The sequence below is a fragment of the Frigoribacterium sp. PvP032 genome, assembly GCF_017833035.1.
Taxonomy (GTDB): Bacteria; Actinomycetota; Actinomycetes; order Actinomycetales; family Microbacteriaceae; genus Frigoribacterium.
The window spans coordinates 1,681,959-1,702,099 of record NZ_JAFIBM010000001.1 but is presented as its reverse complement, the minus strand read 5'-3'; the positions used below and the strand labels follow the sequence as shown (position 1 = coordinate 1,702,099).

Annotated in this window: 18 protein-coding genes and 1 tRNA gene; 3 read left to right on the top strand and 16 right to left on the bottom strand. The window is 72.9% G+C overall.

Features of this window, described 5'->3' with window-relative positions; translation table 11 throughout:
* Positions 1 to 6: 6 nt before the first annotated feature.
* The 14 genes from JOE35_RS07850 to JOE35_RS07785 form a co-directional block, all read right to left on the bottom strand.
* Positions 7 to 432 (bottom strand): hypothetical protein, encoded by a 426-nt coding sequence (locus JOE35_RS07850; RefSeq protein ID WP_209560626.1) that lies wholly within the window; start codon positions 430 to 432, stop codon positions 7 to 9.
* Complete coding sequence (locus JOE35_RS07845; protein WP_307802991.1) at positions 429 to 1,709, bottom strand: MraY family glycosyltransferase; 1,281 nt, start codon at positions 1,707 to 1,709, stop codon at positions 429 to 431. The genes JOE35_RS07850 and JOE35_RS07845 overlap by 4 nt, the downstream gene beginning before the upstream one ends.
* A complete protein-coding gene (locus JOE35_RS07840) occupies positions 1,706 to 2,383 on the bottom strand; it encodes an L-threonylcarbamoyladenylate synthase (protein WP_209560625.1) in 678 nt (225 codons plus the stop codon). Before JOE35_RS07840 ends, JOE35_RS07845 begins: the two co-directional genes overlap by 4 nt.
* A gap of 38 nt (positions 2,384 to 2,421) precedes the next feature.
* Positions 2,422 to 3,309, bottom strand: coding sequence for a peptide chain release factor N(5)-glutamine methyltransferase (gene prmC / locus JOE35_RS07835; RefSeq protein ID WP_209560624.1), 888 nt, complete (start codon positions 3,307 to 3,309; stop codon positions 2,422 to 2,424).
* Complete coding sequence (gene prfA / locus JOE35_RS07830; RefSeq protein ID WP_209560623.1) at positions 3,306 to 4,388, bottom strand: peptide chain release factor 1; 1,083 nt, start codon at positions 4,386 to 4,388, stop codon at positions 3,306 to 3,308. The genes prmC and prfA overlap by 4 nt, the downstream gene beginning before the upstream one ends.
* Positions 4,388 to 6,637, bottom strand: coding sequence for a transcription termination factor Rho (rho, locus tag JOE35_RS07825; RefSeq protein ID WP_209560622.1), 2,250 nt, complete (start codon positions 6,635 to 6,637; stop codon positions 4,388 to 4,390). Before rho ends, prfA begins: the two co-directional genes overlap by 1 nt.
* A gap of 260 nt (positions 6,638 to 6,897) precedes the next feature.
* Positions 6,898 to 7,851, bottom strand: coding sequence for a homoserine kinase (thrB, locus tag JOE35_RS07820; protein WP_209560621.1), 954 nt, complete (start codon positions 7,849 to 7,851; stop codon positions 6,898 to 6,900).
* 13 nt (positions 7,852 to 7,864) lie between these two features.
* The gene (gene thrC / locus JOE35_RS07815) at positions 7,865 to 8,947 is read right to left on the bottom strand and encodes a threonine synthase (RefSeq protein ID WP_209560620.1); all 1,083 of its coding nucleotides are present in this window, start codon (positions 8,945 to 8,947) and stop codon (positions 7,865 to 7,867) included.
* Positions 8,947 to 10,281: a homoserine dehydrogenase gene (locus JOE35_RS07810; RefSeq protein WP_209560619.1), complete on the bottom strand. Its 1,335-nt coding sequence runs from the start codon at positions 10,279 to 10,281 to the stop codon at positions 8,947 to 8,949. The genes thrC and JOE35_RS07810 overlap by 1 nt, the downstream gene beginning before the upstream one ends.
* An 82-nt stretch (positions 10,282 to 10,363) precedes the next feature.
* Complete coding sequence (gene lysA / locus JOE35_RS07805; RefSeq protein ID WP_209560618.1) at positions 10,364 to 11,767, bottom strand: diaminopimelate decarboxylase; 1,404 nt, start codon at positions 11,765 to 11,767, stop codon at positions 10,364 to 10,366.
* A 95-nt stretch (positions 11,768 to 11,862) separates the two neighbouring features.
* On the bottom strand, positions 11,863 to 12,630 hold the full coding sequence (locus tag JOE35_RS07800; protein WP_209560617.1) for a DUF2993 domain-containing protein: 768 nt from the start codon (positions 12,628 to 12,630) through the stop codon (positions 11,863 to 11,865).
* A gap of 7 nt (positions 12,631 to 12,637) precedes the next feature.
* On the bottom strand, positions 12,638 to 14,302 hold the full coding sequence (gene argS, locus JOE35_RS07795; protein WP_209560616.1) for an arginine--tRNA ligase: 1,665 nt from the start codon (positions 14,300 to 14,302) through the stop codon (positions 12,638 to 12,640).
* An 81-nt stretch (positions 14,303 to 14,383) separates the two neighbouring features.
* Positions 14,384 to 15,169, bottom strand: a complete 786-nt coding sequence (locus JOE35_RS07790) for a gamma-glutamyl-gamma-aminobutyrate hydrolase family protein (protein WP_209560615.1) — start codon at positions 15,167 to 15,169, stop codon at positions 14,384 to 14,386.
* Between the two features lie 76 nt (positions 15,170 to 15,245).
* A complete protein-coding gene (locus JOE35_RS07785; protein ID WP_209560614.1) occupies positions 15,246 to 15,932 on the bottom strand; it encodes a pyridoxal 5'-phosphate synthase in 687 nt (228 codons plus the stop codon).
* A 75-nt stretch (positions 15,933 to 16,007) separates the two neighbouring features.
* Here JOE35_RS07785 and JOE35_RS07780 point away from each other — a divergent pair.
* Positions 16,008 to 16,082 (top strand) — tRNA-Arg (locus tag JOE35_RS07780).
* Positions 16,083 to 16,209: 127 nt separating this feature from the next.
* Here the strand turns inward: JOE35_RS07780 and JOE35_RS07775 are convergent.
* Positions 16,210 to 16,425, bottom strand: a complete 216-nt coding sequence (locus tag JOE35_RS07775; RefSeq protein ID WP_192041912.1) for a hypothetical protein — start codon at positions 16,423 to 16,425, stop codon at positions 16,210 to 16,212.
* Positions 16,426 to 16,597: 172 nt separating this feature from the next.
* Complete coding sequence (locus tag JOE35_RS15605; protein ID WP_307802990.1) at positions 16,598 to 17,491, bottom strand: EamA family transporter; 894 nt, start codon at positions 17,489 to 17,491, stop codon at positions 16,598 to 16,600.
* 82 nt (positions 17,492 to 17,573) lie between these two features.
* Here JOE35_RS15605 and JOE35_RS15600 point away from each other — a divergent pair, with 82 nt between their 5' ends.
* Both JOE35_RS15600 and JOE35_RS15845 read left to right on the top strand, forming a co-directional pair.
* Positions 17,574 to 17,981 (top strand): hypothetical protein, encoded by a 408-nt coding sequence (locus JOE35_RS15600; protein WP_245186070.1) that lies wholly within the window; start codon positions 17,574 to 17,576, stop codon positions 17,979 to 17,981.
* Between the two features lie 114 nt (positions 17,982 to 18,095).
* The gene (locus JOE35_RS15845; protein WP_209560611.1) at positions 18,096 to 20,120 is read left to right on the top strand and encodes a YgcG family protein; all 2,025 of its coding nucleotides are present in this window, start codon (positions 18,096 to 18,098) and stop codon (positions 20,118 to 20,120) included.
* Positions 20,121 to 20,141 lie beyond the last annotated feature (21 nt).

The following is a 20,141-nucleotide window of genomic DNA, read 5'->3' as shown; positions in this document are numbered from 1 at the left end:
GGGCCGTCAGTCCTGGGGCGCCGGAGGGAGGACGGCGTCGCTGACGTTGCCCAGTCGACCGCGGACGACGACCAGCGCGTCGATGGCGAGGGTGCCGATGATCGAGACGACCAGGGCCAGGAAGAGCACCACGTCGTTCACGAAGGGCTGGTCCTTCACGAGCACGAGCAGCACGACGAAGATGACGAGCTTGAGCAGCCAGGCGCCCATCACGATGCCGAAGAACGCCGCCAGGCGGAACCGGATCGCGATGAGCATGCTCGCTGCCGTGATGCCGGCGAACACGACCGCCAGGGCCACGCCGACCAGGGCGCTCCACAGTCCGTCAGTCCCTGCGAGGGCATAGCCGAGACCGCCCCCGACGACGGCGATGACGAGGGCCAGGAGGCCCGTGTAGGTGAGGATCTTGGTGAAGATCGAGCGGGCGTTCATGGGCGTTCCTCCGGGTGTGTCAGTTCGGGCACCACGGCGTTCTGGGCCGTGTCGGTGTCGGACGGGTCGAGCGCGCCCGCAGCCTCGTCGAGGGGGTCGAACCGACCCGACTCGCTCGCCGCGAGGTCGGCGCTGCGCGTGGTCTGCACGGCCACCTCGACGCGCTTGCGACGACTGAGCGGCGCCAGGGTGAGGGCCGCGCAGACGACGAGCCCGCCGCCGAGGAACAGGCCGACGAGCCACGAGGGCTTGACGAAGAGGAACATCAGGCAGCCGACGGAGACGACGAGCGTCCACGAGTAGAAGATCAGGACGGCCTGGAAGTGCGAGTGGCCCATGTCGAGGAGGCGGTGGTGCAGGTGCTTCCTGTCCGCCGTGAACGGCGACTTGCCGGCGCTCACCCGGCGCAGCACGGCGAGGCCGAAGTCGAGCAGCGGGACGACGAGCACGGCGAAAGGCAGCAGGATCGGGATGAAGGCCGGCAGCAGGGCGGAACGGGAGATCGTGGCCGGGTCGATCTGACCCGTGACCGAGATCGCGCTCGTGGCCATGATCAGGCCCGTCAACAGCGCCCCCGCATCGCCCATGAAGAGCCGGGCGGGGTGCCAGTTGAGCGGGAGGAACCCGAGGCAGGCCCCGATGAGCACCGCGGTGAGCAGGGCGGCGAGGTTGAAGTACTCGGTCTGGCCGATCGTGATCGAGATGACGAAGCTGTAGATGAAGAACACGCTGTTCGCGATGATCGTCACGCCGGCGACCAGTCCGTCGAGCCCGTCGATGAAGTTGACCGCGTTCATCACCAGCACGATCGCGAGGATCGTGAGGATGAGCGACATGTACGGGGAGCCGATCGCGAGGCTGCCCCCGATCGGGAGCGACACGAGCTGCACGCCCTGCCAGGCGAGCACCCCCGCCGCGATGATCTGGCCGGCCAGCTTGGTCATCCAGTCGAGGTCGTAGAGGTCGTCCACCACGCCGATCACGACGATGATCGTCGCCGCGCCGAGGATCGCCAGGGGCGGGCCGGGATCGGCGAACACGAGGCGGAAGTAGTCGACGCCGGAGATCAGGGGGAAGACGAACCACGCCGCGAGCAGGGCGGCGACGACGCCCGCCCACATGGCCACTCCCCCGAGCCGCGGCGTCGGGGTCTGGTGGACGTCGCGCTCACGGATGACCGGGTAGAGCTTGAACCGCAGGCCGAGGCGCCAGACGACGACGGACAGCACGAAGCTGACGACTGCCGCGATGACCATCGCGAGCAGGTAGTACCTCACGCGACGGCGTCGGCCCCGACGACGCGTGTGATCTCGGAGGCAGGCAGGACCCCGTGCCGGACGATGCGGAGCACGCCGTCGGCCGCACCCGTCGCGTCGACGATCGTCGAGCCGGTGTTGGCGCCGGGGCGTCGTTCGTACCCTTCGCCCACCGGGCCGGCGTCGAGGTACACCGACACCGAGTCGCCGAGCATGTCGAGCGCAGCCTGCGCCGTCTCGGCCGCGGCCTGGCCGGTGAGGTTGGCGCTCGAGACGGCGAGCGGCCCCGTCTCCTCGAGCAGCTCGAGGGTGAGCGGGTGGCTCGGCACGCGCAGGGCGACGGTGCCCCTGGTCTCGCCGAGGTCCCAGCTGAGCGACGCCTGCGCCCGGAAGATGACCGTCAGGGGGCCGGGCCAGAACTCGTCCAGCAGCGGCCTGACGACCTCGGGGACCGTGGAGGTCAGCGCCGCGAGGGTGTCCTGGCCCTTGATGAGGACGGGCGGCGGAGACTGCCGGCCCCTCCCCTTCGCGTCGAGGAGCTTCTGCACGGCACCGGGATCGAAGGCGTCGGCGGCGACGCCGTACACCGTGTCGGTCGGGAGCACGACGAGTTCGCCGCGTCCGATCGCGCCGCGCGCTCGTCGCATGCCGGCGAGGAGCTCGGAGTCGACGGAGAGGTCGTAGAGGGAGGCCATGACCTGACGATGATAGTGCGGACGACCTGGAGGGGGCGTCAGCGCACCGCCGTCGTCGCGCGATCGCGACCGGTGAGGTCGGGGTGCGTGGCCGTCGACCGCCAGCCGTCGGCGTCCAGGAGGTCGCGGATCGCGCCTCCCTGTTCCTCGCCGTGCTCGATGACCAGCACACCGCCGGGACGCAGGAGGCGGAGGGCCGTCATCGAGAGGTCGCGCACGACGTCGAGGCCGTCGGCTCCCCCGTAGAGAGCGAGCGCAGGGTCGTGCAGGCGCACCTCGGGATCGCGCGGGACCATGCCGACGGGGATGTAGGGAGGGTTCGACGCGACGACCGAGACGGTCCCGTCCAGCTCGGGCAGCGCGTCGGCCAGGCCGCCCTCGACGAGCCTGACGTTCCCGGCGCCGACCGCGTCGACGTTGCGGCGCGTCCAGACGGCGGCGTCCGGCGAGAGCTCTACCGCGACGACGGACGAGCGGGGCACCTCCGTGGCCATGGCGAGGGCGATCGCGCCGCTGCCGGTGCCGAGGTCGACCGCGACGGGTCGCTCGCCGGGCGCCGCGCGGAGCGCGTCGATCGCCAGCTGGGCGACGCCCTCCGTCTCGGGACGGGGAACGAAGACGCCCGGACCGACGTGCAGCTGCATCGACCGGAAAGCCGCCGTGCCGGTGATGTGCTGCAGGGGCTCACGCGCCGCTCGCCGTGCGATCGCGGCCGCGAACGCGGCGACGGCGTCGTCGGCGAGGGCCGACCGCGTCACGGCTCGGGCGCGGAGGACGCCGCGCCCGAGGTCGAGCACGTGCGCCAGCAGCAGCTCGGCGTCGACGTCGGGCGTCGGCACCCCGGACGACGAGAGCACGGCCGACCCCGCCGCGAGGGCGGAGTCGACCGTGCGGGCGCCTCGGAGCGCGTCGACGGCATCGGTCACGACGCGGTGTCGCCGATCTCGGCGAGCCGGGCCTCTTCGTCGGCCTGGATGCACGACTCGACGACGGGCTGCAGGGCCCCGTCCATCACGGCGTCGAGGTTGTAGGCCTTGTAGCCGGTGCGGTGGTCGGCGATCCGGTTCTCGGGGAAGTTGTAGGTGCGGATGCGCTCCGACCTGTCCATCCCCCGGATCTGGCTCTTGCGCGCGTCCGACGCGATCGCCGCCTGCTCCTCCTGCTGACGCGCGAGGATGCGCGCACGCAGGACGCGCATGCCGGCCTCGCGGTTCTGCAGCTGGCTCTTCTCGTTCTGCATCGCCACCACGATGCCCGTGGGCAGGTGGGTGATGCGGACGGCGGAGTCGGTCGTGTTGACCGACTGACCACCGGGGCCGGACGAGCGGTAGACGTCGATCTTGAGGTCGTTCTGGTTGATCTCGACCTCTTCCGGCTCGTCGACCTCGGGGAACACGAGGACTCCGGTCGTGGAGGTGTGGATCCGGCCCTGGGACTCGGTGGCGGGCACGCGCTGGACGCGGTGCACGCCTCCTTCGTACTTCAGGTGGGCCCAGACGCCCTGCGACGGGTCCGTGGCGTTCGACTTGATGGCCACCTGGACGTTCTTGTAGCCGCCGAGGTCGCTGTCGTCGCTCTGGATCATCTCGGACTTCCAGCCCATGCCCTCGGCGTAGTGCAGGTACATGCGCAGGAGGTCGGCGGCGAAGAGGGCGCTCTCCGCGCCTCCTTCGCCTCCCTTGATCTCCATGATCACGTCGCGGCCGTCGTCGGGGTCACGAGGGATCAGGAGGCGCCGCAGCTTCTCCTGGGACTCGTCGAGGCCCTGCTCGAGCGCGGGCACCTCGTCGGCGAACGCCTCGTCCTCTTTCGCAAGCTCTCGTGCGGCCTCGAGATCGTCACCCGCCTGCTGCCACGCCGAGTGCGCAGCCACGATGCGGCTGAGCTCGGCGTAGCGGCGGTTGATCTTCTTGGCGCGCGCGGCGTCCGCGTGGACCGCGGGGTCGCTGAGCTGCGTCTGGAGGTCGTCGTGCTCCGCGAGGAGCACGGACACCGACTCGAACATCAGTGGTCTTTGTGGCCGGCGTCGTGGCCGTTCGCGGGCATCGACTTCTGGATCTGCACGAGGAACTCGACGTTCGACTGCGTCTCCTTGAGGTTGCCGAGGACGATCTCGAGCGCCTTCTGCTGCTCGAGGCCGGCGAGGGCACGGCGCAGGCGCCAGGTGATCTTGACCTCGTCAGGGCTCAGCAGCATCTCTTCACGGCGCGTGCCGGACGCGTTGACGTCGACAGCCGGGAAGATGCGCTTGTCGGCGAGGTGGCGCGAGAGACGGAGCTCCATGTTGCCGGTGCCCTTGAACTCCTCGAAGATCACCTCGTCCATCTTCGAGCCGGTCTCGACCAGGGCGGTCGCCAGGATGGTCAGCGAGCCGCCGTTCTCGATGTTGCGCGCCGCGCCGAAGAAGCGCTTCGGCGGGTACAGGGCCGACGAGTCGACGCCGCCGGACAGCACGCGGCCAGAGGCCGGCGCGGACAGGTTGTAGGCGCGGCCGAGACGGGTGATCGAGTCGAGCAGCACGACCACGTCGTGGCCCAGCTCGACGAGGCGCTTCGCCCGCTCGATGGCGAGCTCGGCGACCGTCGTGTGGTCTTCTGCGGGACGGTCGAAGGTCGAGGCGATGACCTCGCCCTTGACCGTGCGCTGCATGTCGGTGACCTCTTCGGGACGCTCGTCCACCAGGACGACCATGAGGTGCACCTCGGGGTTGTTCACCGCGATGGCGTTGGCGATCGCCTGCAGCACGAGCGTCTTGCCTGCCTTGGGGGGCGAGACGATCAGACCGCGCTGGCCCTTGCCGATGGGCGACACGAGGTCGATGATCCGGGTCGAGAGCTTCTGCTGCTCGGTCTCGAGGCGCAGTCGCTCCTGCGGGTAGAGAGGAGTCAGCTTGCCGAACTCGACGCGCTTGGCGGCCTCGTCGACGGGCTGGCCGTTGATCGAGTCGACGCGGACGATCGCGTTGTACTTCTGGCGGCCCTGGCCCTGGTCGCCCTCGCGCGGCTGGCGGATGGCGCCGACCACGGCGTCGCCCTTGCGGAGGTGGTACTTCTTGACCTGGCCGAGCGACACGTAGACGTCGCTGGCACCGGGCAGGTAGCCCGTGGTGCGGACGAAGGCGTAGTTCTCGAGCACGTCGAGGATGCCCGCCACGGGGATGAGGACGTCGTCCTCGGAGATCTCGGGCTCGAACTCGTCGGTCTGGACGCCGCGGCCGCGCTTGCGGTCACGCTGACGGCCACGACCCTGACGGCCGTTCTCGTCCTGCTGCTGCTGGGGTCCGGTGCCCTGCTGGCGGTCCTGCTGCTGGCGGTCGCCCTGCTGCTGGCGGTCGCTCTGCTGGTCGGCCTTCTGGCGGTCCTGCTGCTGGCCACCCTGCTGCTGGCGGTCCTGCTGCTGGCCACCCTGCTGCTGGTCGGGCTTCTGGCCCTGCTGCTGGTCGCCGCCGGCGCCCTGCTGAGCGGCCTGGCCGTTCTTGCGGTCGCCTCGACCACGGCTGCGGCTGCGACGTCCGCCGCCCTGCTGGCCGTTCTGGTCGCCCTGGCCCTGGTCGTTCTGCGCCTGGTCGTCCTGAGCTCGCTCGGACCCGTCGGGGTCGGCGACCGTCTCGGCGTCGGCGACCGGAGCGGCCGCCTGCTCGCCCTGTGCCGCGGCCTGCGCCTCGGCGACGGTCGCGTCGGAGGCGCGGCGCGAGCCACGGCGGCTGCGCGTCGTGCGCTCGGGGGCGACCGGTGCCTCCTGACCGGCCTCGGCGGGAGCGGCCTGCTCGGCCGACTCGGCGGCAGGGGCCTCGACCGGAGTCGTGGCGGGTGCCTCGACGACGGGCTCGACGCCCGACTCGCCGCCGTTGACGTGGTCGCCCGCACCGCGCTGGGCCGGAGCCCCGGCGGCGGAGGTGGCGCGCCGCGAACCACGACGAGCGCGGGTCGGAGCGGCCGGCGCCTCGTCGGCGACGATGCCCGAGGCGTCGGTCGACGCGGGGGCTGCCGGCTCGGAGGAAGGCTCCGCGGGCGCCTCGGCGGGCACGTCGAGCACGGGCTGCGCGACGACGGGCTCGGCGTCCGCAGCCGGGGCCACGCCGCCCTGGGCCGTCTGAGCCTGGACGGCGGCGATCGCGGCGACGAGGTCGCCCTTGCGGAGCTTGGAGAGACCGCTGATGCCGAGCGAGGAGGCGAGAGCCTGGAGCTGCGGGAGGCGCATGGCGCTGAGTTCGGCGGTGGTGTCCGCAGAGTTGCGGATGTCGACGTCTGACACTGGTGTTGGGTTCCTTCCGCTCCCCCGCGAGAGCCGCGAGGCTGAGCTGGTCACACCTCGTGGCCTGGGGTCTGCCCTGTCGGCAGGCCCTGCGCGGATGCGCGCTGCGCGGGATGCGCAGAGGAGCTCACGGAGGTGCGGCGCACGTACGCCAGACAGGCGGACGGACGCTGCGAGATGTGCACTACGGGATGTGCGGCCCGGGGAAATCGGGGAGCCTGGGGACTCGACGCGCCTTCTCGAGAACCGAGGAGGTGCTGCTAGATGCCCAGGGGATCTGAATTCTCTACCGGGTGCGGCTTCACTGTAGCACCCCGCAGGTCGACGGCGAGCATGACGGCGCGCCAGTCGGACACGGAGTGCTCGGCCACCAGATCGGCGGCGAAGAGGCGCTGTGCCGGGTCGCTCCCGAGCACCAGGAGAGAGGGCCCCGCACCGGACACGACGGCGGCCAGGCCTGCTTCGCGCAGCATGGTGATCAGCGCGTCGGTCTCGGGCATCGCGCTGGCGCGGTAGCTCTGGTGCAGCCTGTCCTCCGTGGCGGCGAGCAGCAGCTCGGGGCTCTGGATCAACGCCGCGACGAGCAGCGCCGAGCGGGACACGTTGAACGTCGCGTCCTCGTGCGGCACCGACGCGGGCTGGAGGCTCCTGGCGAGCTTCGTCGAGAGGGTGGACTCCGGCACGAAGACGACGGGCGACACGCCACGGTGCACGAGGAGGCGCTTGTGGGCCGGGCCTGACGAGGTCGTCCACGCGATGGTCAGCCCGCCGAAGAGCGCCGGGGCGACGTTGTCGGGGTGGCCCTCCATCTCGGTCGCCACGCGCAGCAGGTCGGCCGACGAGAACTCGACGACGCCCTCGAGGAGGCCCTTGGCCGCCACGACGCCGGAGACGATGGCGGCGGCCGACGAGCCGAGGCCGCGCCCGTGCGGGATGACGTTGCGCGCCTCGAGCCGGAGGCCCGGCAGCGGCTGCCCCACCGACGCGTAGGCGGCGGCGATCGCCTGCACCACGAGGTTGCCCTCGTCGGTGGGCACCTCGCCCGCGCCGACGCCCTCGACGTGCACCTCGACGCCCGAGCCCGTGGTCGCGGTGACCACGAGCTCGTCGTAGAGGGAGACGGCCAGGCCCAGCGTGTCGAAGCCGGGGCCGAGGTTCGCCGACGTCGCGGGCACCCGGACGAGCACCGACCTGACGTCGTGCCCTGTGGTCATCGCCGAGCCTCGGTCACGCAGAGGCCGGGACGAGCCCGAGCACCTCGGCGACGCGCGACGTGTCGCTCTCGACGACCGTGGGCGTGACCTCGGAGCCGTCGGCGCGGCGGAGCGCCCACTGCGGGTCCTTCAGGCCGTGGCCCGTGACCGTGAGGACGACCGTCGCGCCCGCCGGGACGACGCCCGCGTCGGAGCGCTCGAGCAGGCCGGCCACGCTGATCGCGGAGGCAGGCTCGACGAAGACGCCGACCTCGGCCGCCAGGATCTTCTGGGCGGCGAGGATCGCCTCGTCGGTGATGGCCCCGAACCAGCCGTTCGTGAGGTCGCGGGCCTCGAGGGCCAGCTGCCAGGAGGCGGGGTTCCCGATGCGGATCGCACTCGCGATGGTCTCGGGGTGCTTGACGACCTCGCCCGCCACGATCGGTGCCGAGCCGGAGGCCTGGAAGCCGAACATGCGGGGCAGACGAGTTGACCGGCCGGCCTCGACGTCCTCGCGGTAGCCGCGGGTGTAGGCCGTGTAGTTGCCGGCGTTGCCCACGGGGAGGAAGTGGAAGTCGGGGGCGTCGCCGAGCACGTCGACGACCTCGAAGGCAGCCGTCTTCTGGCCCTCGATGCGGTCGTTGTTGACCGAGTTGACGAGGTGCACCGGGTAGTTCGCGGCGAGGTCGCGCGCGATGTCGAGGCAGTCGTCGAAGTTGCCCTGGATCTGGATCAGCTGGCCGTCGTGCGCGACGGCCTGGCTGAGCTTGCCCATCGCGATCTTGCCCTCCGGCACGAGCACGGCCGCGGTGATGCCCGCGTGCGCGGCGTAGGCGGCTGCCGAGGCGGAGGTGTTGCCGGTCGACGCGCAGATGACGGCCTTCGCGCCGTGCTCGACGGCCTTCGAGATGGCCATCGTCATGCCGCGGTCCTTGAAGGAGCCGGTCGGGTTCATGCCCTCGTACTTGACGAACACCTTCGCCCCGGTGCGGGCGGACAGCGCCGGCGCCGGGATGAGGGGCGTGCCGCCCTCGCCGAGGGTGACGACCGGGGTCGCCTCCGTCACGTCGAGACGATCGGCGTACTCGCGCAGGACACCCTGCCACTGGTGGGCCATCAGGCTCCTTCGACTCTCAGAACGCTCGTGACGGTGTTCACGACCGTGGTGTTGCGGAGGGCGACGACCGTGGCGGCGAGGTCGGACTCGCGGGCACGGTGCGTGCCGATGATCAGGGTAGCGGTCGCGGGGGCCGCCTCCTCGTCGCGTGACGCGCCGGGCTCGAGGCCCCCGGTCTGCTCGACGCTGTGCACGCTGACGCCGTGCTGGCTGAGCACCGTCGCGACCTCGGCGAGCACGCCGGGCTGGTCGGCGACGTCGAGGGTGATCTGGTAGCGCGTGACCACGTGCCCGATGGGCAGCACGGCCAGGTCGGCCTGCGTCGACTCGGCGACGCCGGGGCCGCCGATCACGTGACGACGCGCGGCCGAGACGAGGTCGCCGAGCACCGCCGAGGCGGTCTCCACTCCCCCGGCGCCGGCGCCGTAGAACATCAGGTCTCCCGCCGCCTCTGCCTCGACGAAGACCGCGTTCTTGGCTCCGTGCACGGCCGCGAGGGGGTGGTCGAGCGGGACGAGGGCAGGGTAGACGCGCGCGCTCACGCCGTCGACGCCGTCCGAGTCGGTGAGCCGCTCGCAGATCGCCAGGATCTTGACGACGTAGCCGGCCTTGCGGGCGGCCTGCACCTGCTCGTGCGTCACGGACGTGATGCCCTCGCGGTGCACCGCCGACAGCGGCACCGTCGTGTGGAACGCGAGGCTCGCGAGGATGGCCGCCTTCTGGGCGGCGTCGAAGCCCTCGATGTCGGCCGTCGGGTCGGCCTCGGCGTAGCCCAGCTCGGTCGCGGCGGCGAGGGCGTCCTCGAGGGTGTCGCCGTCGGTGTCCATCCGGTCGAGGATGTAGTTCGTCGTGCCGTTGACGATGCCCATGATGCGTCGGATCCGGTCACCGGCGAGGCTGTCGCGGAGCGGGCGGATGATCGGGATGGCGCCCGCGACGGCCGCCTCGTAGTAGAGCTGTGCGCCGACCTGCTCCGCCGCGGCGAACAGCTCGGGCCCGTGGTGGGCCAGCAGCGCCTTGTTGCCCGTGACCACGTCGGCCCCCGAGAGGAGCGCCTGCAGCACGTGGTGCCGAGCCGGCTCGAGGCCGCCCATGAGCTCGACGACGATGTCGGCCCCGAGGATCAGCGACTCGAGGTCGGTGGTGAACAGCTCGCGCGGCAGGTCGACGTCGCGGGGCGCGTCGACGTCGCGCACGCCGATGCCGACGAGCTGCAGGCCGGCGCCGGCCCGGCCCGCCAGCTCGTCGCCGTGCTCGAGCAGCAGGCGTGCCACCTGCGACCCGACCGATCCGGCGCCCAGCAGGGCGACCCTCACGTCGCGGTATTCGTCCATGGTGTTCCGTTCTGTGGAGGCGACCCGGTCGGGGCGCCGTGAGCTGTGGGGCAGGAGTGGTCGGGGACGGCCAGGACGACGGTCAGTCGAGGCCGGCGTCGCGGGCCAGCAGGTCGGCCTCGGTCTCGCCGCGGACGATGACCCGCGAGGCGCCGTCGCGGACGGCGACGACCGGTGGCCGTCCGACGTGGTTGTAGTTGCTCGCGAGGCTCCAGCAGTACGCGCCCGTCGCGGGCACGCCGAGCAGGTCGCCCGGTGCGACGTCGGCGGGCAGGTACTCCGCCAGCACCACGAGGTCGCCGCTCTCGCAGTGCTTGCCCGCGACCCTGACGAGGGCAGGGCCCGCCGAGGAGGCGCGGCTGACGACCCGCGCCGAGTAGTCGGCCTCGTAGAGGGCCGGCCGGGCGTTGTCGCTCATGCCGCCGTCGACGCTGACGTAGCGACGGACGGCGGTCTCGCCGGTCTGCTCGTCGACCGTGACCGCGACGTCCTTGACGGTGCCCACCGTGTAGAGGGTCGTGCCGGAGGGCCCCGCGATCACTCGGCCCGGCTCGACGGCCACCACGGGCAGCGGGATGCCCAGGTCGGCGCACTCCGACGCCACGATGTCGGCCAGCGCCGCGGCCAGCTCGTCGAGGGGACGCGCGTCGTCGACCGACGTGTAGGCGATGCCGAAGCCGCCGCCGAGGTTGAGCTCGGGGACGGGACCGTCGGCGAGCAGCTCGGCGTGCAGGGCGAGGAGGCGGCGTGCGGCCTCGCCGAACCCGTCCGAGCCGAAGATCTGGGAGCCGATGTGGGAGTGCAGGCCGAGGAACCGCAAGGAGGGACGACGGCGGATCTCGGCGACCACGCCGGGCGCGTCCGCGAGGGTGATGCCGAACTTCTGGTCTTCCCGAGCCGTGGCGAGGTAGTCGTGGGTCGAGGCGTGCACGCCGCTGTTGACGCGCACGCGGACGGACTGGACCACGCCGTGACGGGACGCGGCCTCGGCGACCCTCACCACCTCCTCCGCGTTGTCGACGACGATGTTGCCGATGCCCGCAGCGACGGTGCGGTCGATCTCGGCGAGCGACTTGTTGTTGCCGTGGAACGCCATCCGTGAGGGCTCGACTCCGGCCGCCGCCGCGACGGCGAACTCGCCGCCGGTGCAGATGTCGACCCGCAGGCCGGCCTCGGCGACCCAGCGGGCCACCTCGACGGAGAGGAACGCCTTGGCGGCGTAGTAGACGACCGCGCTGGTGCCGATGCGTCCGAGCTCTCGGTCGAACGCCTCCTTCGCGCCGAGGGCCCGCCCGCGGAAGTCGTCCTCGTCGACGACGTAGAGCGGGCTGCCGTGGCGGGCCACGAGCTCGGTCGCAGGGACGCCGGCGACGGAGACGACGCCGTCGTCGCCGCGGAGGGCGCCGTGCGACCAGACCGACCGGTCGAGCGCGTCGACGTCGTCGGGCTCGAGCAGCCAGTCGGGAGCGAGGGGGTTGGGCGACACGGAGACCTCGGGGGGATCGGGAGGGGCGGGACGAGCACGAGCCTAGCGACAGCGACCGTCGGTGACGGCCTGCCGCGGAGGCCGACGGCGCCGGGTCAGCTGCAGCTGCCCTTGGCGGCCAGGCCGGAGGAGGTCAGCGGCAAGCCGTCCGACCGGAGGCCGAGCTGCACCCTGCCTGCCTCGACGTCGACCGACGTGAGGACGACGCCAGGGGGCAGCTGCTCGGCGACGCAGACGCGCTGGGCGAAGTCGCCGAGGAACGGGCTGAGGTCGAGCGAGAGGGAGGTGTCGGGGAACGACGCCCTCGTCGGCGCGAAGTCCAGGGCACGGCCGTCGTCGGCGATCGAGGGGGTGGCGGTCACGTCGACGGGCACCGGACCGAGCAGGGGCACGTCGAAGGCGCGGGCGTAGGTCACCTCGCCGGGGTCGAGGGTCACGGTCGCCCCGGCGGACGAGATGCCGTCGAGGGAGCTCACCGTCGCCGAGTCGGCGGTCAGCGTGCCCGTGACCGGGCCGGAGGTGCCCTCGAGGTCCGTGGGCACGTCGCTGACGTCGACGCGGAACGAGAGGGGGTCGCCCCCTGAGCCAGACGACAGCGTCACGTCGTCGAGCGAGCCGTGCGCGATCTGCCAGAGCACGGAGGTGCCGTGGACGTCGACGGAGAGGTCGTCGAGCCCTGTGGCGGTCGATATCTCGGCTGCGGCCCGCTGCTCGACCAGGGTGCGGGTGACCACGTCGGCGACGACCGCGAGGATCGCGAGCACGACGAGGACGCCGACCAGGACGAAGAGCCCCGCGGCCGCGCCCCGCGCTCGACGGCGCGGGACGGCCCGCTCGGCGAAGAAGTCGTCGACGTCGCTCATGCCCTCGTCACATCCGGTCGGGGGCGGAGACGCCCAGCAGGCCGAGGCCGTTGCGGATGACCTGCCCGGCCGCGTCGTTCAGCCAGAGGCGCGTGCGGTGCAGGTCGGTCACCTCCTCGTCGCCGAGCGGGGTGACCCGGCAGCTGTCGTACCAGCGGTGGTAGGTACCGGCGAGTTCTTCGACGTAGCGCGCGACCCGGTGCGGCTCGCGGAGCTCGGCGGCCTGGACGACGACGCGCGGCAGCTCGGCCAGGGCGCCGAGCAGGGCGCTCTCGGTCTCGTGCACGAGCAGGGAGGCGTCGAACGCGTCGCGCGTCACGCCGGCGGCCTCGGCGTTGCGCGCCACGGACCGGGTGCGGGCGTGTGCGTACTGGACGTAGAAGACCGGGTTGTCGTTGGTGCGCCTGGTCCACAGGTCGAGGTCGATGTCGATCGAGCTGTTCACGGGGCTGCGCACGAGCGAGTAGCGGCCGGCGTCGATGCCGACCGCGTCGACCAGGTCCTCCATCGTGACCACGGTGCCGGCACGCTTCGACATGCGCATCGGCTCGCCGTCGCGCAGCAGGTTGACCATCTGGCCGATGAGGATCTCGAGGTTCACCCCCGGCTCGTCGCCGAACGCGGCGCACATCGCCATCATGCGGCCGACGTAGCCGTGGTGGTCGGCGCCCAGCATGATCAGGTTGCGCTCGAAGCCGCGCTCGCGCTTGTCGAGGTAGTAGGCGAGGTCGCCGGCGATGTAGGCCGCCTCGCCGTCCGTCTTGACGACGACGCGGTCGCGGTCGTCGCCGAACTCCGTCGTGCGCAGCCAGGTCGCGCCGTCGGCCTCGTAGATGTGGCCGAGCTCGCGGAGCCGCGCGACGGCACGCTCGACGGCCTTCGACTCGTGCAGCTCGTTCTCGTGGAAGTAGACGTCGAAGTCGACTCCGAAGTCGTGCAGCGACTGCTTGATGTCGGCGAACATGAAGTCGACACCGGCGGCCCGGAACGCCTCCTGTGCCTCGTCGCGGGGCAGCGCGAGCACGTCGACGTCGGTCGCCGCGAGGACACGGTCGGCGATGTCGGCGATGTACTGCCCGCCGTAGCCGTCCTCAGGGGTCGGCTCGCCGAGCGCCCGGGCCACGAGGCTGCGCGCGAAGCGGTCGATCTGCCCGCCGTGGTCGTTGAAGTAGTACTCGCGGGTGACGAGCGCGCCCTGCGCCTCGAAGACGCGGGCCAGGCTGTCGCCCACGGCCGCCCAGCGGACGCCGCCGAGGTGGATCGGCCCGGTGGGGTTCGCCGAGACGAACTCGAGGTCGATCGTGACGCCGTCGTAGTACGTGCCGCGGCCGAACTCGGCCCCCTGCTCGACGATCGTCCGCGCGAGCAGGCCCGCTGCGGCGGCGTCGAGCCGCACGTTGACGAAGCCCGGCCCCGCGACGTCGACCTCGGCCACGCCGTCGACCTCGGCCAGCTCGGCCGCGATCTCGGCGGCGAGGTCGCGGGGCGAGGCGCCGACGCGCTTGGCGAACTTCATCGCCACGTTCGTCGTCCAGTCGCCGTGGTCGCGGTTGCGGGGCCGCTCGAGCACGACGTCGGAGGGCGACACGACGACGTCGGCGGGAACGCCTCGACGCTGGAGCACCCCGTCGACGACGGCGAGCAGGGACGTGGAGAGTTCGGCGGGAGTCACGGTCGTCGAGCTTACCGGCTGGGCGGGCGGCGACCGGAGAGCAGTGCCGGGGAGGACGACACGACGACAGGGAGGCGGTGGTCAGGCGACGCGGGACAGGGCCGCTGCCTGCTCCGCGAGGAAGGAGAGGAGGAGCGGCAGCTGCGTCCGGTCGGCGCCGCGGTCCTCCGGGTGCCACTGGACGCCGGTGATCGGGGCGGTCTCGTGCTCCACGGCCTCGATCCCGCCGTCAGCCGTGCGGGCGACGACGCGCAGGCCCTCGCCGACCCGGCCGACCGCCTGGTGATGGGCGCTGCGCACCCGCGCCGTCGTGTCGCCGAGTGCCAGCGCGACACGGCTGCCGGGGACGAGCTCGACGTCGTGGTCGACCATCAGGCTCTCGACGGGCCCCGAGCCGCGGTGCGTGCCGTGGTCGTCGTCGAGGTGCGGCACGAGTGTGCCGCCGAGCGCGACGTCGATCACCTGGTGCCCGCGGCAGATGCCGAGCAGCGGGGTGGACCGGACGAGGGCACGACGCACGAGGGCCACCTGGCCGGCGTCCGCCTCCTCGTCGTGACGGCCCTCGCCCTCGTAGCCGCGACGGCCGCCCCAGACCGTGGGGTCGAGGTCCTCTCCCCCGGCGATCACGACGGCGGACGCGCCCTCGGTGACGCGCAGCAGCTCGGCGACGCCGAGGTCGCCCGCCGCGAACCGACGAGCGTCCCAGCCGAAGTCGGTCGCAGCCTCGACGATCCGCTCGTTGAGGGTCTGGACGTACGCGTGGTAGCTCGCGGCGTGCGGACGGTGCGCCGTCACCTCGACCACGGCCAGCATCGGGGCCGCGACGACGTCGGCAGCGGACCCGGGGCGGACGTGTGAGGAGGTCATGGCTCCATGCTCGTCGGCGGCCGGTGCCCTCGCCAGCTGTGTGTCGCGGCGTTACGGCCAGAGTCCGGTCGCGGCGTCAGGGCCAGAGGGAGGCGCGGCGCCAGTCGTCGCCCACACGGTCGTACCGCACGCGCACCTGGTCGCGGCCCGTCGTGGCCTGCCAGAACTCGACCGACACCGGCAGCACCCGGTACGCGGTCCAGTCGTCGGGCACGAGGTCGTCGTCGGCCTCCACCTCGGCACGGGCGCGATCGAGCGCCTCGTCCGCCGCCTCCTCGTCGTCGACCTCGGTGCTCTGCGGCACGGCCACGGCGACGGCACGTGAGTCGGGGTGCCGGTGGCGGAAGTCCTGCTCCGCGACGTCGCGCGGACCAGGCACCGCCGAGCCGGTGACGCGGACCTGCTGCCCCTGCGCCGCCCAGAAGAAGGTGAGCGCCACCCGGTCGTCCTCGGCGATCTGCCGGCCCTTCGGGCTCAGCGACGACGAGGTGAACCAGAAGGCGTCGTCGACGTCCTTCAGGAGGAGCGTGCGCGCCGACGGGCCCGATGCGGTCGAGCTCGTCGACAACGTGAACGCGTGCGGCTGGACGACACCGGCGGCGACCGCCCCGTCGAGCCACCCCAGGAACAACGCGACCGGATGCGAGGGCGCCGATGCGAGGTCGAGCTCGGCGACGGCGGGGCTCGGCGACGCCGCCCCCCGCACACGATCACGGAACGACGGGGGCGAGGAGGCGGCGGGCGCGGAGTCGGGAGGGGTCACCGCCCCAGCCTGCTCCCGTCCTGCCGCCACGTCCGTGACCACGTGCAATCGCTGCTAGCCTTGTCGACGACCCTGGCCCCCATAGCTCAGGGGATAGAGCACTGCCCTCCGGAGGCAGGGGCGAAGGTTCGAATCCTTCTGGGGGCACCACGAAGCACCGACGTCCTCTCCGTCGAGGGCGGCAACGACGAAGGCCCCGCTGATGCGGGGCCTTCGTCGTTCCGGTCTGGCGGCCGGTCGCCGACTCCGTCGTCGACAGCCGGACCTCCCGCTGAGCTCAGCTGTACGTCAGCGCGATGACGGCGACGTCGAGCGTGCGGTAGGCGCCCTCGGCGCGGGTGGCGGAGCGGACGCGGCCACGGAGGACCTCGAAGCGCCCCTCGGTCTCGTGGACGAAGCCGATCACGCCGGCGGTGGGGGTGGACACCCGGTGGAAGCCGTCGCCCAGGGGGACGACCTCCGCTCGCGACGTCCTCTCAAGAACAGCACCCATGATGTCCTCCTAGGGTCAGCCGGCCTCGGGTCAGGCCGGTCTCCGGAGACTACCCCGCGAACCCGCCCGCAGCCCCGTGAACGGGGTACACCCGGTCGCGATCACGTCCGCGAGGGCGCAGGACCGCCCGCGCACCACCCGTCGGCCGGACGCGTGCCGCAGGGGTACAGCATCAGGTGGGCGGCGGCTCGACGAGCAGCCCGTCGCGACGCGGCCGCCGCGCGGTGGCCGTGACGCCGACGCTCGCCGCCGTGACGAGCGCCAGGGCCACGAGCTCGCGCACCCCGAGCGCCTGCCCCAGCACGACGAGCCCCGCGAGGGCCGCCACCGCAGGGCCGAGGCTCGACAGGACGCCGAACACCCGCGTCGGCAGCCGCCGGAGCGCCACCATCTCGAGCGAGTACGGCAGGGCGCTCGTGAGCACCGCGACGACGAGGAACACGAGCAGGAGGCTCGGTTCGGCCGAGACGGCCGAGGCCGCGTCCCCGGCGCCGAGCGGCACCACGACCACGGCGGCGACCGTCATCGCCACGGCGAGGCCGCCGAGCGAGTCGTCTCCGCGGCCGAGGCTCGCGTTGGCGACGATGTAGCCGGCCCAGAAGGCCCCTGCCCCGAGGGCCAGCAGGACGCCGAGGAGGGGGGTGGCCCCGCTCGAGTCGAGGCCGAGCACGACGACGCCCGTCAACGCGAGCAGGGCCCAGGCAGCGTCGACGAACCGGCGGGTCTGGACGAGGGCGACCGTGAGCGGGCCCAGGAACTCGAGCGTGACCGCGACTCCGAGGGGGACGACGTCGATGGCCAGGTAGATCAGCAGGTTCATCCCCGCGAGGGCGAGGCCGAGCAGGACGACGCCGAGCCAGGTGCGGCCCGACCAGCCGCGCACCCGGGGCCGGAACACGAGCAGCAGCACGAGGGCGCCGAAGCCGAGGCGGAGCGCGGCGGCGCCGAGCGGGCCGAGCGCGTCGAAGTGGGTACGGGCGAGGGCCGCGCCGAACTGCACCGACACGATCGCCGCCACGGCGAGGAGGGGCGCGGGCACTCGCTCGAGAGCGGCGGGGCGTGTCACGGGCGGCGGTCTCCGGGGTCGTCGGGGCGGGACGAGTCTAGGGCGGCAGGACGGCGTGTCCCGGCCACAGTACGATCGACGAGTGTCTGACGCCCTCACCGTGATCTCCCCCGTCGTGGAGCTCTTCGGCTGGTTCGGCTTCGTCGTCGGCACCCCGTTCCTGCTCGCGGGCACCGTGATGCGCTCACGGTCGCGCCGGTGGGAGCAGACGGTCGCCGTCGTCATCCCCGCGCCCGACTGGGCCCACGCCGCGACCGCGCGCTGGATGGACTCCTCCGGCGAGCTGCACGAGACGGAGTTCGACGACCACCCCGTCGACACCCCGGTCGAGACGGAGCTCGCGGTGCACTACGACCCGTCGCGGCCGTCGAGGCCCCGGCTCGACCCGCCGCACGAGGACGGCAGGGCCCTCCGCACCGTGGGCTGGATCCTGATCGGCGTCGGGGCGATCTGCGCCGTCGCCTCGGTCGTCCTCCTCTTCGTCGGCTGAGCTGGCCCCTCCCCCGGCACGGCGCAGACGTGGTCCTCCACGACGAGGCCTGCGGGCCGGGCTCCGGCAGGGGCCCCGTGGCTAGACTCCAGCCATCACACCGAGGGGAGCACCGTGACCGTCAGCGCGAAGGGTCGACGACGAGGCCAGGGCACGCGCCGGGCCCTCACGACAGGCGTCACCGGCCTGGTCGCGGTCGCCGCGGCGGTCGGACTGGGGGCGTCTCCCGCACTCGCGACGGCGCCCGTCGACCTGTCGGGTGCCTACGTCCTCGACGACGCCGGCGTCCTCTCTCCCGCTCAGGAGTCGCAGGTCACGGACAGCCTCGACCAGCTCTCCGCCGACGCCGGGATCGACCTCTTCGTCGTCTACGTCGACGCCTTCGACTCCCCCGCCGACAGCGCGGCCTGGGGCCTCGCGACGGCCGAGCGCAACCAGCTCGGCACCGACGACGTGCTGCTGAGCGTGGCGGTCGACGACCGGGTCTACGACCTGTCGGTCTCGTCCAGCTCGACCGTGACGGCAGCCCAGCAGGAGGCTCTGCAGTCGGACGTGCTGGAGCCCCGCCTCCGTGACTCCGACTGGGCGGGCGCCGCGGTGGCCCTCGCCGACGGCATCCGTGACGACGCGGCCGGCCCCGACCTCTCCTGGCTGCTCTGGGTGCTCGTGGCGCTCGTCGTGCTGGCGGCCGCCGGCGCCGTCGTGTTCGGCGTGGTCCGCTCCCGTGCCCGCCGCCGGGCCTTCCGGTCTGCCGAGGAGGCGCAGGCCCAGCTGGACCGCCGTGCGGCCGCCCTGCTCGTCGCGCTCGACGACGAGCTGACCGCCGGGGCACAGGAGGTCGGCTTCGCCGCCGCGCAGTTCGGCGACGACGCCGTCGCGCCGTTCGCCGCCGCGCTGACCGAGGCGAGGAAACAGGCCCGGGAGGCGTTCGAGCTGCAGCAGCGGCTGGACGACTCCGTGCCCGACTCGCCGGAGCAGCGTCGCGAGTGGACCGAGCGCATCGTCCAGCTCTGCGACGAGGCCGGCCGGTCTCTCGACGAGCAGTCGGCGGCGTTCGACGCCCTCCGCGCCGACGAGGAGCGGGCCCCGCGCGACGCCGCCGCGCTGCCGGGCGAGGTCTCGGGCCGACGCGAGAAGGTACAGCGAGCCCGGTCGCTCGTGACGCAGCTGCAGCAGACGTACTCGGCCAGGGCAGTGGCCACGGTCGCCGACGCACCCGACCAGGCCGACCGCCTCCTCGACTTCGCGGACGAGTCCGCCGCCACCGCGACCGCGGCGATCGGTCGCGGCGACACCGGCGAGGCCGTCGGCGCCGTCAGAGCTGCGCGGCAGTCGCTCGGCCAGGTCGACCAGCTCGTGGACTCGGTCGACAAGGCCGCGGAGGCCCTGCGCACCGCGGGCACGACGATCGCCGCGCTCTCGGCCGACCTGCGGCGCGACATCACCGCCGCGGAGGGCCTGCCCGCCGACCGCGTCCCCGAGGGAGTCGACGTCGCCGGCTCGGTGGCCGCGGCACGTGCCGCGGTCGCCCTCGGCGAGACGCAGACCGACGACCCGCTCGCCGTGCTGGCCGGTCTCGACGCCGCCGACGCGCGCATCGACGCAGCCCTGGTGGCCCTCCGCGACGCCGCGGAGAAGGACCGTCGGGCCCAGGCCGCACTCGACCAGGCGCTCCTCACGGCGCGCAGCCAGATCAGCGCCGCCCGCGACTTCATCGAGACACGACGAGGTGCGGTCGGCCCCCAGCCGCGCACCCGGCTGTCCGAGGCCGAGCGCCACCTCGCCACCTCCGTCTCGCTCGCGACGTCCGACCGCGACCGCGCCCTGGGCGAGGCGCACCTCGCGGTGCAGCTGGCAGGCACGGCCGCGTCGGAGGCACAGGCCGAGGTCTCGTCGTACCAGCAGGGCGTGCCGTTCGGCGGGGGCGGCGGACGCGGCGGCGGGGCCGACCTGAGCGGGATCGTGACGGGCATCGTCCTCGGCGGGCTGCTCGGCGGCGGCGGCGGGCGAGGCGGGGGCTTCGGCAGCGGCGGCCTCGGCGGCCTCGGCGGCTTCGGCGGGCGCAGCGGCGGCGGCGGCTTCGGCGGAGGCGGCGGCGGGGGCGGCGGCGGACGTCGCTCCGGCGGCGGCCGGTTCTGACCGAGGCCCGAGGCCCGCAGC

Bases quoted from the DNA above. Each gene is read 5' to 3' on its own strand.
- JOE35_RS07775 (WP_192041912.1), bottom strand. From the start codon at position 16,425: ATGGGTGCTGTTCTTGAGAGGACGTCGCGAGCGGAGGTCGTCCCCCTG.
- JOE35_RS07840 (WP_209560625.1), bottom strand. From the start codon at position 2,383: ATGGCCTCCCTCTACGACCTCTCCGTCGACTCCGAGCTCCTCGCCGGC.
- JOE35_RS07810 (WP_209560619.1), bottom strand. From the start codon at position 10,281: ATGGACGAATACCGCGACGTGAGGGTCGCCCTGCTGGGCGCCGGATCG.
- thrB (WP_209560621.1), bottom strand. From the start codon at position 7,851: ATGACCACAGGGCACGACGTCAGGTCGGTGCTCGTCCGGGTGCCCGCG.
- prfA (WP_209560623.1), bottom strand. From the start codon at position 4,388: ATGTTCGAGTCGGTGTCCGTGCTCCTCGCGGAGCACGACGACCTCCAG.
- JOE35_RS07800 (WP_209560617.1), bottom strand. From the start codon at position 12,630: ATGAGCGACGTCGACGACTTCTTCGCCGAGCGGGCCGTCCCGCGCCGT.
- thrC (WP_209560620.1), bottom strand. From the start codon at position 8,947: ATGGCCCACCAGTGGCAGGGTGTCCTGCGCGAGTACGCCGATCGTCTC.
- JOE35_RS07790 (WP_209560615.1), bottom strand. From the start codon at position 15,169: ATGACCTCCTCACACGTCCGCCCCGGGTCCGCTGCCGACGTCGTCGCG.
- JOE35_RS07850 (WP_209560626.1), bottom strand. From the start codon at position 432: ATGAACGCCCGCTCGATCTTCACCAAGATCCTCACCTACACGGGCCTC.